This is a genomic window from Lysinibacillus sp. FSL R7-0073 (assembly GCF_038009065.1).
Lineage (GTDB): Bacteria > Bacillota > Bacilli > Bacillales_A > Planococcaceae > Lysinibacillus > Lysinibacillus fusiformis.
This window is the reverse complement of record NZ_JBBPAS010000001.1, coordinates 3,716,007-3,728,662: the sequence shown is the minus strand read 5'-3', so window position 1 is coordinate 3,728,662 and position 12,656 is coordinate 3,716,007. Positions and strand designations below refer to the sequence as shown.

Here is a 12,656-nt window from a genome sequence, read left to right as displayed (position 1 = left end):
ACACCTATCTTTACATAAAATAAAAAAGAAAACAAGACCTGTTGAACGAGAGAGGAAGAATACGATGATCTACATGGATTACGCAGCAACATCACCAATGACGAAGAAAGCGCTTGAAGCATATGTAGAGGTGGCGCAGCGTTATTATGGAAATAGCGCAAGTCTACACGATTTAGGGGGACAAGCTCATTATTTTATCCAGCAGTCAAGAGAGATTATAGCCAATGAACTCGGCGTCAATAGTGATGGCGTTATCTTTACTGGAAGCGGAACGGAAGGAAATATTATAGCCATTTTGTCATTAGCATTAGCCTCTAAAAAAGGAAAACATATTATTTCATCACAAGCTGAGCATACGTCTGTACATGCAGCTTTGAATACATTGGAGAAAATGGGTTTTGAAGTGACAAAATTACCGTTGCAAAAAGATGGCTGTATTGACTCAGAACAACTACTAAATGCCATTCGAAAAGATACAGCATTAATCTCTATTCAACATGTAAATTCAGAAATTGGCTCTATTCAACCTGTGGAAAAAATAATCGAAGCAGCAAAAGAATCCGTTGTTTACTGTCATATAGATTGTGTACAATCCTTTGGAAAATTAACTATACCAAAAGGGGGAGACGCTCTGACAATTTCCGCACATAAAATAGGAGGACCTAAAGGATGTGGTGCTATTTATATAAACCCTGCAATCCGTGTTCCAGCACTAACACCAGGCGTAACTCATGAAAGAGGATTAAGAGGGGGGACTTTAGATACACCTTCAATTGTTTCCTTTGCGGTAGCGGTTGAAAATAATAATTATGAAAGACAGCATTACGAGAAATTAAGAAGTTATTTTAAAAGTCGTCTACCTAAAACAGGTCAACTAATAGAGTGTAAGCAGCAATTGCCGAATATTTGTGGTGTCATGATGAGTAAAGTGGAGGGGCAATATGTATTATTAAAATTAAACGAGGCAGGGATCAGTATATCAACAGGAAGTGCGTGTGATATTCATAGCGAATCCGGAACAAAAGCCATTTTATCTATGAATTATTCACAGGAAGCGGCACGCCAATTCTTTAGAATATCTTTCGGAGATTCAACAACATTTAAAGAAATTGATAGATTGACTATGGAACTTGCTACTATTTAGTAGAAAGTTTTAAGCAAGATATAAGCTGAAAATATATAGATAAAAAATAATTGTTTTCTTTTGAAACAACTATTGATATAATATTTTGCAGGGCAATATTTTCTCTTACTTAACAAAAATATCTCTTAAAAGTAATAATTTCTTTTTTTTATAAAAAAGTATTGCACAATATGAGAAAACGTTATACAATAATTCTTGTCTTGAAGGACAGGTAAATAACTTCAAAACAAGATACATAATAAAGCAGTCTAGTGATGATGGCAAAGAGGTCACACCCGTTCCCATACCGAACACGGAAGTTAAGCTCTTTAGCGCCGATGGTAGTTGGGGGCTTCCCCCTGTGAGAGTAGGACGTCGCTAGGCATAATACCCAGGAGGATTAGCTCAGCTGGGAGAGCATCTGCCTTACAAGCAGAGGGTCGGCGGTTCGAGCCCGTCATCCTCCACCATTTGCCGGTTTAGCTCAGCAGGTAGAGCAACTGACTTGTAATCAGTAGGTCGTGGGTTCGATTCCTATAGCCGGCACCATTTCAGACGAGCCATTAGCTCAGTTGGTAGAGCATCTGACTTTTAATCAGAGGGTCGAAGGTTCGAGTCCTTCATGGCTCACCATTTATAAGTACCAACCATATTAAGCGGGTGTGGCGGAATTGGCAGACGCACTAGACTTAGGATCTAGCGCCGCAAGGCGTGGGGGTTCGACTCCCTTCACCCGCACCATTTTTCAATATGCCAGATAAAAAAACTTATGCACATGCGGAAGTAGTTCAGTGGTAGAACACCACCTTGCCAAGGTGGGGGTCGCGAGTTCGAACCTCGTCTTCCGCTCCAAATGTGCCGGGGTGGCGGAACTGGCAGACGCACAGGACTTAAAATCCTGCGGTAGGTGACTACCGTACCGGTTCGATTCCGGTCCTCGGCACCATTTTATGCGCCCGTAGCTCAATTGGATAGAGCGTCTGACTACGGATCAGAAGGTTATGGGTTCGACTCCTGTCGGGCGCGCCATAAAACGAACGGGAAGTAGCTCAGCTTGGTAGAGCACTTGGTTTGGGACCAAGGGGTCGCAGGTTCGAATCCTGTCTTCCCGACCATTTCCAAAAAATATTATGGGGCCTTAGCTCAGCTGGGAGAGCGCCTGCCTTGCACGCAGGAGGTCAGCGGTTCGATCCCGCTAGGCTCCACCATAGTAATTAACCAGTATAAAGATCCTGGCGGCGTAGCTCAGCTGGCTAGAGCGTACGGTTCATACCCGTAAGGTCGGGGGTTCGATCCCCTCTGCCGCCATCTTAAAGGACCTTTAGCTCAGTTGGTTAGAGCAGACGGCTCATAACCGTCCGGTCGCAGGTTCGAGTCCTGCAAGGTCCACCATTTATATATTGTTACGGAGGTATACCCAAGTCTGGCTGAAGGGATCGGTCTTGAAAACCGACAGGCGGGTAACACCGCGCGGGGGTTCGAATCCCTCTACCTCCTCCAGTTTATATTCATAAATGGTGCTTTAAAAACTCGAAAAGACAATAAGATTATCGCGGGGTGGAGCAGTGGTAGCTCGTCGGGCTCATAACCCGAAGGTCGTTGGTTCAAATCCGGCCCCCGCAACCAAATGGTCCCGTGGTGTAGCGGTTAACATGCCTGCCTGTCACGCAGGAGATCGCCGGTTCGATCCCGGTCGGGACCGCCATTTTTTATAGACATGAGAAGCAAAGAGTGAGCAAGCTTAGCATGGACGAAATGGGTCAGTAGCTCAGTTGGTAGAGCATTAGATTGAAGCTCTAAGTGTCGGCGGTTCGATTCCGTCCTGACCCACCATTTATGCGGGTGTAGTTTAATGGTAAAACCTCAGCCTTCCAAGCTGATGTCGTGGGTTCGATTCCCATCACCCGCTCCAAGGGCCTATAGCTCAGCTGGTTAGAGCGCACGCCTGATAAGCGTGAGGTCGATGGTTCGAGTCCATTTAGGCCCATCATTATTCCGAAGTAGCTCAGTTGGTAGTAGCACCTGACTGTTAATCAGGTTGTCGCAGGTTCGAGTCCTGCCTTCGGAGCCATTTTTTTTGTGGGGAAGTACTCAAGAGGCTGAAGAGGCGCCCCTGCTAAGGGTGTAGGTCGGGTAACCGGCGCGAGGGTTCAAATCCCTCCTTCTCCGCCATGGGCCCGTTGGTCAAGTGGTTAAGACACCGCCCTTTCACGGCGGTAACACGGGTTCGAATCCCGTACGGGTCATACTAAGTACAGTAGATGAATTTACATCTACTGTACTTTTTTTATGAGCTGAAAAGAAAAAGTAACAAGAAAGCCTTCGCCAGATAATGAATCTGCGAAGGCTCGTTGTTTTTTGAAGACTTACGTAATATTTCGTCCTTTACCATAAGGAATACATAAAGGTGTTCCAAAGATAGGATCTGATGTCATTTGACATTCAAGATCAAATACATGGCTAACTAATTCTGTTGTCATGATCTCTTCAGGCTTACCTTGACGATAAACTCCACGATCACGCACAGTAATGATATGATCAGCATAACGACAAGCGAGATTTATATCATGTAAGACCATAATAATTGTTCGCTTTTGCAGTTGATTTAATTCAAATAATAAATCTAGCACTTCTATTTGATGAGTTAGATCTAGATAGGTTGTAGGCTCATCTAACAGAATAATATCTGTATCTTGAGCGAGTGTCATAGCAATCCATGCACGTTGACGTTGCCCACCTGATAGCTCGTCCACTGGTCTATCTTGTAATTGCTCCGTTCCTGTAGCTTTTAAGGCATTTAGCACAATTTCCTCATCTTTCACCGTCCATTGCTGGCGCCAACTTTGATAAGGAAATCGCCCTTGTTTAACAAGCTGTAGGACCGTTAAGCCTTCTGGTGCTACTGGTGATTGAGGAAGAATAGAAAGGTTTTTAGCTACTTGCTTTGTAGATAGTTTAAAAATATCTTCGCCATCTAATAAAACAGATCCCTTTTTTGGTTTTAATAATCGAGCAATGGAGCGTAGAAGTGTAGATTTACCACAGCCATTCGCTCCAATCAAGACAGTAATTTCATTCAAAGGGATAGATAAATTGAGATCTTCGATAATATTGGAATCACCATAACTTAATGTTAGGGATTTAGTTAATAAGGATTCAGTCATGTTGTATGGACTCCTTTATTTATTAGGATTTCTAAATAATAAATAGATAAAATAAGGAGCACCGATGGCAGCAGTAAAGACACCAGCTGGCACTTCTAAAGGGCTAAACGCAGTACGACCGATAATATCAGCAATCATTACGAGCAATGCTCCAATGGCTGCGGATGTTGGCACAAGTACTCCGAACGATGAACCAACGATACGACGTGCGATATGAGGGGCCATCAACCCTACAAATCCAATTGCCCCCGCAAAGGAAATGGCACTTGCTACTAAGCAGCAACATAAAAGAATTAAATATAGACGAGTTTTTTGAACGGATTGTCCTAATCCTGCCGCTGTATCATCACCTAATTCTTGTACATTTAACTGTCGTGTAGTAAAGAAGGTGACAAGTAGGAGTACTAGTATTAAGGGCACAACGATTTGAACTTGATCCCAGTCTGCGCTTTTGACGCTCCCAGTAATCCACTTATTCGCTTCACTCGCTTGGTAGATTGGACCAATAATCATTAGCATGGTCGTAATGGCTTGCATCAATGCGGATACACTAATACCGATTAAAACAAGACGATTTGGCGTAACACCCTCTTTCCATGCAAATAGGTAAACCAAACACCCAACAACAGTAGCACCAATAAAACCTGCTAATGGCATCCATTCTATACTGACTGTTAAAGAGTGATTAGAGTCACTGAAAATGGCTAAGAAACCAACAACTGCTGCACCGCCACCAGCAGATATTCCGATAATATCGGGAGAGGCCAGTGGATTTTTAATGATTCCTTGTAAAACGGCACCTGCTACGGCTAGCGCCATGCCAGTAAACATAGCCATAAAAATTCGGGGCATTCGAAAATCAATAATGATCAACTGATCAAAATCAGAGCCTTGGCCGAAGAGAGTTTGTAAAACTTTAAAAGGATTAATAAAAGAATCACCGAATGATGCGCTAAGAAAGAAAACTGCTAGTGTTAGAAAGCTAATCACCAGTAATTTTTTCGTAGCTTGTACATCTAATAAAAAAGATATTTTTTTGTGAAATAAACGGACTGTTCTTATGTTTTTCATTATTTTTTTCCACCTTTTCGCGCAAGGTAAATAAAGAATGGCGCGCCAATCATTGCGGTCATGACTCCGACTGGTACTTCTTGTGGCATGATGATATATCGAGCTGCGACATCCGCTAACAATAATAAAATGCCTCCAAGTAAGGCAGCCATCGGAATAAGCCATCGATGATCTGTGCCGACAAACTTACGCGCAAAATGAGGAACTACAATGCCAATAAAACCGATGGGGCCAGCGATAGCAACAGCACCCCCTGCTAAAAAAATAACAATCAAACCTACAGTTATTTTCATTAACCCTAAACGTAATCCTAATCCTCTTGCCACGTCATCTCCTAGCGCAAGAGTATTCATTTTAGGGGAAATGACTAGAGCAGCTAACCACCCGATGATTAAATATGGGAGAACTGATAGCAGAATTTCGAGTTTTCGCCCTTGTACAGAGCCAGCTAGCCAAAACAATACTTGCTCAAGTTCTGCTTCATTTGTAGCGAGTAACCCTTGTGTAAATGATGCAAAAAGTGCACTAATGGCAGCGCCTGCTAAAGTAATTTTCACAGGTGTAACGGCATCTCTTCCGGAGAAACTGATTGCATAAACAGCTAGTGCCGCGATGGCAGCACCTAGAAAGGCGATCCATGCAAATGATTGTAAACCTGAGATATTGAAAAAAATCATGGCAAAGACAACTGCAAATCCTGCTCCAGCATTTATTCCCAATATTCCAGGAGAAGCTAAAGGATTTTTCGTTAAAGTTTGCATAAGTACACCTGTAATAGCTAACGATGCTCCGACACAACTGGCTATAAGTGCTCTTGGAATACGAACATTTTGAATAATAATATGCTCATTTGAATGGTTAAAATGAAAAAAAGATTCAAAGGTAGTTTGAATAGAAGTATTTGCATAGCCATAGACAATACTTATGCCCATGCAAAGAAGTAGTAGCAAAACCCCTATGATTAAAGCGAACGTTTTAGAATAATTATTTTTTAAAATCATGTTTAAACTATACTCTTTTCTTTCATAATTATTAAAATAGGTATTGACACTGATAAGTTCATACAATAAGATTAGTAACGTTCTAAGAGACAAATGAAACTGATTTTCATTCTCGTCAATTATGCTTAAACATTTTATCATATACAATGGGGGAAGAAAAGGTGCAAAAAGGATTTCAAAAACTCTTAGTTTTGCTAGCTATTGTTGCTATTTTTGTTCTGGCAGCTTGCGGTAATTCTAACGATGATAAGAAAGAAGAAAGTTCAAAAGAAAGCAACGCTTACAGTGTACAACAGGCAATGGGGACAACTGAAGTAAAAGACACACCCAAACGCATTGTGGTTTTAACAAATGAAGGAACAGAGGCGCTTTTAGCGTTAGGTATTAAGCCAGTTGGTGCGGTACAATCATGGACGGGTAATCCATGGTATGACCATATTAAGGACCAGATGGAAGGTGTCGAAGTAGTCGGCATTGAGCATGAAATTAATTTAGAAAAAATTGCTTCATTAAAACCAGATTTAATCATTGGTAATAAATTACGACAAGAAAAGGATTATGCGAAACTTAGCAAAATTGCGCCAACCGTATTCTCTGAAACACTACGTGGTGATTGGAAAGAGAACTTTCAGTTATACGCAAAAGCAGTAAATCAAGAATCAAAAGGTAAAGAAGTGTTAACAGCTTATGATGATAGGCTACAAGCGTTAAAAGAAAAACTTGGTGATCAAACAAACCAAGAAGTTTCATTTGTCCGCTTTATGGCAGATAAATCTCGTATCTATTACACAGATTCATTCTCAGGTATTATTTTTGATGCGTTAGGATTTAAACGTGTTCCAGCGCAAGCAGATTTATTTAAAGATAATGCAAAGCTAGGAAACTTAGCTGTAGAGGTAGGGAAAGAAGTAATTCCTCAAATGGATGGGGATGTTATTTTCTACTTCACATACATGCCAACAGGTGATGATTCAGCATTAGCAACTGAACAAGAGTGGACACAAGATCCTCTTTGGAAAAACCTTTCTGCTGTCCAAAAAGGCAACGCACATAAAGTAGATGATGTCATTTGGAATACAGCTGGAGGAATTCTAGCTGCTGATATTATGCTAGATCAAGTAGAAGAAATCTTTGCGAAATAATTAATGGATAAGCTATACATTCATCGAAATAAGATGAGTGTATAGTTTTTTTATTTCCGGAAGAGCGTTTTGTATTTTTTAGCGAGATAGACTAAGATGTGGTAGAGGGGGGATAGATATGAGTGAAAAATTAAAATGGGTTCCTAATCAACATGATGTAGGGCAAGATAATGATGAACAAATAACAGCCTTACTTTCGAATTTTACACTAGAACAAGTAAAGAAAGTTAGTCAATTCCTACGTACATATGAGAAGTTTGAAAAGACACCACTCCATCATTTAGCATCATTGGCATCCTATATGGATGTAGAAAAAATTTGGATAAAAGATGAATCGTTTCGATTTGGTTTGAATGCCTTTAAAGTACTAGGAGGCGTTTATGCTATCGCACAATATGTTGCCAATATGCTCAATAAAGATATTGAAGATCTTTCCTTTGAACAATTAAAGTCTTCAGAAATAAAAGATCAGTTGGGTGAGTTAACGTTTATTTCAACAACTGATGGGAACCATGGTCGAGGGGTAGCTTGGGCAGCTCGAGAGCTAGGTTTTCAAGCACGAATCTATATGCCTGCTGGTAGCGCCAAGGAACGATTACAAAACATTATCAATGAGGGAGCCTATGGTGAAATCACCGCAATGAATTATGATGATACTGTTCGTTATACTTCGCAGCTAGCTGAAGAGCATGGTTGGGTTTTAATTCAGGATACAATGTGGGATGGCTATGAGGAAATCCCATTATGGATTATGCAGGGCTATACAACTCTAATACAAGAGGTTGTTGAAGAGATAGAACAAGCACCGACTCATGTGTTTTTACAGGCTGGAGTAGGGTCTTTTGCAGCAGCAGTAGTTGCCTTTTTAAGACAATACTATAAGCAGGAAATGACGATTGTTTTAGTGGAGCCGCATGTAGCTAATTGTTATTATAAAAGCTTTAAAGCGGGGACCAATGAATTTGTAACTGTTGGCGGCGACATGCAAACGATAATGGCAGGGCTTGCGTGTGGCGAACCGAATCCTCAGGCATGGCAACTGTTAAAAGCCTATACGAAAGTAAGCATTAGCTGTGGGGAAGAAGTTGCAGCAGCAGGAATGCGTATCCTTGGTAATCCATTGAACACAGACACACGCATTGTAGCAGGAGAATCGGGAGCAGCTCCATTTGGTTGTCTTTATGAAATCATGACAAATGATCGTTATAGACAATTAAAAGAGATGTTACAGTTAAATAGCGATGCGAGAGTATTATTAATTAATACAGAGGGTGACACGGATAAAGAAAATTATCGACAAATAGTGTGGCATGGAAAATATTAATAACAATTTAGACGAAAGCCATCGAGAAGTTACTCCCGATGGCTTTCATCGTACAAGAAAAGACGATATTAGTGAATTTTAATAGTGGCGATTTTATAAGCACCGTATTCATCTGTAATCACAGTATACGTCTTATACCGATCGTAAAATTGATAATTACCTTGGGCATCATAGAAATCAAAGGTTTCATTCATATCAACATAGTATTTGCCATTCGAATATTGTACATCAAGCACTTCATTGTTTGTAAAATAGAAGTAATTGCCCTGATACGCAATTTCATTAATATATTTTTCCAGTTCTTTATAAGCAGAACTACTAGGCGCAAGCATATCGACAATCCAATAAAAATCACCCTCATTTAGGGCCATTTCATAGTATAAGCGGAATGCTTGCACGAATTGACCTGCTAACAAATTGTCTGCTTCAGTAGTAGTCTCTGTTTTACTAGCGGGTTGTTGACTACTTTCGTATAGATTAGCAACAGAACGAACCTCATTTGCAGAAAGGGGCTGAGCAATCCACCCATCAAATTGGTCTACCATACTGTATAGAGGGATAGAGAAGGCGAAGTGTGTGTTTGTTTCGGTTGTGTAAAGTAGTGAGTTAATCCCAATTACATTTCCTGTATTAACATCCACCAAAGGACCGCCACTACTACCTTTATCAATTTGTGCATCGACCTGATATATTTGTTTGTATATAAAATTTTCAAGCTTCATATCCCGTTTATTGCCTGTTATATAGCCGATGGAGGCTGAATTTTCAAAGCCTTGTGGACTTCCAAAGGCAATGACTTCTAAGCCAATAGGTGATTCTGATCTTTCAATACCTAATGGTGCTGTGTCTTGATAGCTAGGAACATGTATTAAAGCTATATCGTAACGATCAGATATACCGACTACTGTACCAGGTGATTCTTGGCCCATAGAATTTCGAACCATTACTTCGACTTCACCTTGGACAACATGCGCATTAGTAATAACATACCCCCCTTTTTTATAGAGGAAGCCGGAACCTTGCGCATTGTTTGTTAGAATAGTGAATACCTTTTGCTGAATCTCCTTTATAAGAGTGACACGATCAACCTGCTGTGCATGAGCTTCTTGCTTTTTCGTCAGTTCCTCAGAGGAAACTTGCTTTGTCTCTAAATTCTGATTGTCATTTATTTCCGAATAGGTGGCTGAACTACTTTTTTTATTGGAGAAGAAATCCCAATAGGCATAGCCCAGCCCACCAAGTGCAATGAAACAGACGGACAATACGATAATGGCCCATGTTGAGATACCCTGTTTTGAGGGTGTATTTGTCAATTTTGTACCACAACCCGAGCAAAATTTACTGTCATTTAGATTCTCATGTTGACAATTTGGACATTTCATCCTATTACCCTCCTGTGAAATATTTACTATTTATATCGGTTGGAAAATATAGTTTTATAGGTAGTTATGGAATTATATGAACGGAGAGGATGATTATAGGAAGAGAAAAAATTTATTTTTCCTATTGACCTTAACGTTGCGTCAAAGTTTACAGTAGCAGTAATGGAGGTGAAAACATGGAATATACAATTCAAGAGCTTGCCCAATTGTCTGGTGTAAGTACGAGAACTCTGCGTTATTATGATGAAATTGGGCTACTGAAACCAGCTAGAACCAATGAGGCGGGCTATCGATTTTACGGTCAATCGGAAGTCGATTTGCTGCAGCAGATTTTATTTTACCGAGCATTGGATATGAAGCTAGCAACTATTCAGGATATTATTCAAGCTCCTCATTTTCAACATTCCGAGGCGCTAAAGTCACATAAAGCTGCTCTGCTTAAACGAAAAGAACAGCTTGAGACGATCTTACAGACGGTAGAAAAAACGATACTATCAATTGAGGGGGAAAGACCTATGTCAAATGAAGAAAAATTTAATGGACTTAAAGAAAAGTTAATCGAGGATAATGAACATAAATATGGTCAAGAGATTCGCGCCAAATATGGAGATAAAACGGTAGATGCTTCCAATGCTAAGCTCATGAATATGACAGAGGAACAATTTCAGGCGATGCAGCAATTGGAGCAGCAAATGTTTGAACGTTTAACAGAAGCAATCGAGGAGGGGGACGCAACAAATGATATTGCAATGGAAGTCGCGGAGCTCCATAAACGATGGCTGTGCTTTACATGGAAAGAATATTCTAAAGAGGCACATGTAGGACTCGCTCAAATGTATATAGCAGATGAACGTTTCACCGCTTATTACGACGAGCGTAGTGTAGTGGGAGCTGCACAGTTTTTACACGATGCAATCGTAGCTTATACGAATAAATAAATAAACCTTCCTTATGCTGATGTTTTAGAAATAATAAATTAGGAAAAAATAAAAGCATAAGGAGGAGATTTTTTTGGATCAACAAGTTATGCAAAAATTAAAAAGACAATTGGAGCAAGAATTACAAGAAATCGAAAAGCGAATAGATGAATCAGAGCGTCCCCAAGCGACAGAGCTATCTAATTATGATAATCATCCAGCTGATAATGCTAGTGATTTAACGGATCAGCTTACAGAAATGGCTATTGATGAGCATCGTGGCGACAATGCAGAGGAAATAAAAGAAGCTCTTCAAGCAATGGCAGACGGAACATATGGCAAATGTGCTGTCTGTGGTAAAGAGATTCCAATTGGACGTTTAGAGGCTATGCCTCAAGCTCTGACATGTGTCGAGCATGCAGAAAAGAAAGAGGATCATTTACGACCAGTGGAAGAGGAAGTGCTTTCTTCAACACCAAGATCGGATGATTTTATAGAGCTTGAAGAATTTGGCTCTTCTGATACACCACAGGACAAAAATCAGTAAGTATTTTCCTGACCAAAGCAGTATAATAGCTGTAGAGGTGAGAAGATGAACATTATTGATTTACATTGTGATGCACTTTTGAAATTAACAACGCTTGAAGCGGCTAGTTTTGCAGAGGATGTGCGTATACACGTCAATCAAAAAAGACTGCAGTTAGGGCAAATAAAAGCTCAAGTATTCGCCATCTTTATTGACCCAGAAATCCCGCAAAACCAGCAATTTCTTGAAGTCATACGCCAAATGGAAGCATTTCATACCCATGTTTTACAAACAGAGGGCATGGTGCATATTACAGATTGGGCCCAGTTAGAGCAATTGGCTCCCCATGAAATAGGAGCTATCTTAAGCTTAGAAGGTTGTAGTGCAATTGGCGAAGATTTAACAAAGCTAATTGCTGTACTTGATGCAGGTGTCAAATTAGTCGGTTTAACATGGAATGAAGAAAATACTGCTGCACATGGAGCGGATCAAGATGCAAGTCTTGGATTGAAGCCATTTGGTAAAGAAGTCATTCAAGTATTAAATGACCGTGACATTATTATTGATGTCTCCCATCTAAATGAACAAAGTTTTTGGGATGTGTTACCGTTAGCGAAACATATTATTGCTAGTCATAGTAATGCACGAGCATTATGTGATCACCCTCGTAATTTAACAGATGCACAAGCGAAGGCTCTTGTAAAACATGGAGGGCATATCCATGTTGTTTATTATCCACTCTTTATTGGTGGTCAAGATGCAACGCTAGAACAATTGGTAAATCATGTGGACCATTTAGCCAATTTAGTAGGTGTCGAGCATATAGGGTTAGGGTCAGATTTTGATGGCATAGGTGTGACCGTAAAAGGATTAGCGCATGCGGGAGAGACTCAAAATTTATTAGAGGCATTACGAACTCGCTTTTCAGAAGAAGAAGTACATGGCATCGCTAGTCAAAATTTCAAACGGTATGTAAAAAAAGCAGCAACCCGTTAAGGCTGCCGCA

Annotated in this window: 10 protein-coding genes, 20 tRNA genes and 1 rRNA gene; 27 read left to right on the top strand and 4 right to left on the bottom strand. The window is 40.4% G+C overall.

From position 1 onward, the window contains the following. Positions 1-73: 73 nt before the first annotated feature. The 22 genes from MKY88_RS18700 to MKY88_RS18595 all read left to right on the top strand — a co-directional run bounded on the left by MKY88_RS18700 (position 74) and on the right by MKY88_RS18595 (position 3,369). Positions 74-1,144: a cysteine desulfurase family protein gene (locus tag MKY88_RS18700; protein ID WP_069483407.1), complete on the top strand. Its 1,071-nt coding sequence runs from the start codon at positions 74-76 to the stop codon at positions 1,142-1,144. Positions 1,145-1,391: 247 nt separating this feature from the next. Beyond that, a 5S ribosomal RNA gene (gene rrf / locus MKY88_RS18695) occupies positions 1,392-1,507 on the top strand. Positions 1,508-1,517: 10 nt separating this feature from the next. Beyond that, positions 1,518-1,593 (top strand) — tRNA-Val (locus MKY88_RS18690). A 3-nt stretch (positions 1,594-1,596) separates the two neighbouring features. Beyond that, positions 1,597-1,672: transfer RNA gene (locus MKY88_RS18685), tRNA-Thr, on the top strand. A gap of 8 nt (positions 1,673-1,680) precedes the next feature. Further along, positions 1,681-1,756: transfer RNA gene (locus MKY88_RS18680), tRNA-Lys, on the top strand. A gap of 23 nt (positions 1,757-1,779) precedes the next feature. Beyond that, positions 1,780-1,864: transfer RNA gene (locus MKY88_RS18675), tRNA-Leu, on the top strand. Between the two features lie 36 nt (positions 1,865-1,900). After that, a tRNA-Gly gene (locus MKY88_RS18670) sits at positions 1,901-1,975 on the top strand. Positions 1,976-1,980: 5 nt separating this feature from the next. Next, positions 1,981-2,069, top strand: a tRNA-Leu gene (locus tag MKY88_RS18665). Between the two features lie 6 nt (positions 2,070-2,075). Continuing rightward, positions 2,076-2,152: transfer RNA gene (locus MKY88_RS18660), tRNA-Arg, on the top strand. A 9-nt stretch (positions 2,153-2,161) separates the two neighbouring features. After that, positions 2,162-2,238 (top strand) — tRNA-Pro (locus MKY88_RS18655). 17 nt (positions 2,239-2,255) lie between these two features. Further along, positions 2,256-2,331 (top strand) — tRNA-Ala (locus MKY88_RS18650). Positions 2,332-2,357: 26 nt separating this feature from the next. Further along, positions 2,358-2,431: transfer RNA gene (locus MKY88_RS18645), tRNA-Met, on the top strand. Positions 2,432-2,438: 7 nt separating this feature from the next. Then, a tRNA-Ile gene (locus tag MKY88_RS18640) sits at positions 2,439-2,515 on the top strand. Positions 2,516-2,530: 15 nt separating this feature from the next. Next, positions 2,531-2,623 (top strand) — tRNA-Ser (locus MKY88_RS18635). Between the two features lie 51 nt (positions 2,624-2,674). Beyond that, positions 2,675-2,749 (top strand) — tRNA-Met (locus MKY88_RS18630). Between the two features lie 3 nt (positions 2,750-2,752). Further along, positions 2,753-2,828: transfer RNA gene (locus tag MKY88_RS18625), tRNA-Asp, on the top strand. A 52-nt stretch (positions 2,829-2,880) separates the two neighbouring features. Beyond that, a tRNA-Phe gene (locus MKY88_RS18620) sits at positions 2,881-2,956 on the top strand. A 5-nt stretch (positions 2,957-2,961) separates the two neighbouring features. Then, positions 2,962-3,035 (top strand) — tRNA-Gly (locus tag MKY88_RS18615). A gap of 1 nt (position 3,036) precedes the next feature. Further along, a tRNA-Ile gene (locus MKY88_RS18610) sits at positions 3,037-3,110 on the top strand. A gap of 7 nt (positions 3,111-3,117) precedes the next feature. Further along, positions 3,118-3,194, top strand: a tRNA-Asn gene (locus MKY88_RS18605). Between the two features lie 10 nt (positions 3,195-3,204). Beyond that, positions 3,205-3,295: transfer RNA gene (locus MKY88_RS18600), tRNA-Ser, on the top strand. A gap of 2 nt (positions 3,296-3,297) precedes the next feature. Beyond that, positions 3,298-3,369 (top strand) — tRNA-Glu (locus MKY88_RS18595). Positions 3,370-3,489: 120 nt separating this feature from the next. On the opposite strand, the gene MKY88_RS18590 is transcribed toward MKY88_RS18595, so the two are convergent. From MKY88_RS18590 to MKY88_RS18580, 3 genes are read right to left on the bottom strand one after another with little or no spacing between them, the layout of a single operon-like run. Further along, the gene (locus MKY88_RS18590; RefSeq protein ID WP_328203647.1) at positions 3,490-4,287 is read right to left on the bottom strand and encodes an ABC transporter ATP-binding protein; all 798 of its coding nucleotides are present in this window, start codon (positions 4,285-4,287) and stop codon (positions 3,490-3,492) included. A 15-nt stretch (positions 4,288-4,302) separates the two neighbouring features. Next, positions 4,303-5,358: a FecCD family ABC transporter permease gene (locus tag MKY88_RS18585; protein ID WP_328203650.1), complete on the bottom strand. Its 1,056-nt coding sequence runs from the start codon at positions 5,356-5,358 to the stop codon at positions 4,303-4,305. Further along, positions 5,358-6,359: a FecCD family ABC transporter permease gene (locus tag MKY88_RS18580; RefSeq protein ID WP_340814412.1), complete on the bottom strand. Its 1,002-nt coding sequence runs from the start codon at positions 6,357-6,359 to the stop codon at positions 5,358-5,360. Before MKY88_RS18580 ends, MKY88_RS18585 begins: the two co-directional genes overlap by 1 nt. 146 nt (positions 6,360-6,505) lie before the next feature. On the opposite strand from MKY88_RS18580, the gene MKY88_RS18575 reads away from it, so the two are divergent. Continuing rightward, positions 6,506-7,501, top strand: coding sequence for an ABC transporter substrate-binding protein (locus tag MKY88_RS18575; protein ID WP_340814411.1), 996 nt, complete (start codon positions 6,506-6,508; stop codon positions 7,499-7,501). Positions 7,502-7,619: 118 nt separating this feature from the next. Further along, positions 7,620-8,825, top strand: a complete 1,206-nt coding sequence (locus MKY88_RS18570; protein WP_328203653.1) for a diaminopropionate ammonia-lyase — start codon at positions 7,620-7,622, stop codon at positions 8,823-8,825. Positions 8,826-8,893: 68 nt separating this feature from the next. Here MKY88_RS18570 and MKY88_RS18565 read toward each other — a convergent pair whose 3' ends face one another. Further along, positions 8,894-10,207, bottom strand: a complete 1,314-nt coding sequence (locus MKY88_RS18565) for a trypsin-like peptidase domain-containing protein (RefSeq protein WP_328203654.1) — start codon at positions 10,205-10,207, stop codon at positions 8,894-8,896. Positions 10,208-10,383: 176 nt separating this feature from the next. Here MKY88_RS18565 and MKY88_RS18560 point away from each other — a divergent pair, with 176 nt between their 5' ends. The 3 genes from MKY88_RS18560 (at position 10,384) to MKY88_RS18550 (ending at position 12,646) form a co-directional block, all read left to right on the top strand. Next, entirely contained in the window at positions 10,384-11,145 is a 762-nt protein-coding gene (locus MKY88_RS18560; protein WP_291756212.1) for a MerR family transcriptional regulator, read from the top strand. 73 nt (positions 11,146-11,218) lie between these two features. Beyond that, positions 11,219-11,671, top strand: a complete 453-nt coding sequence (locus MKY88_RS18555) for a TraR/DksA C4-type zinc finger protein (RefSeq protein WP_340814410.1) — start codon at positions 11,219-11,221, stop codon at positions 11,669-11,671. Between the two features lie 45 nt (positions 11,672-11,716). Next, positions 11,717-12,646, top strand: coding sequence for a dipeptidase (locus tag MKY88_RS18550; protein ID WP_340814409.1), 930 nt, complete (start codon positions 11,717-11,719; stop codon positions 12,644-12,646). The last annotated feature ends 10 nt before the right edge of the window (positions 12,647-12,656 follow it).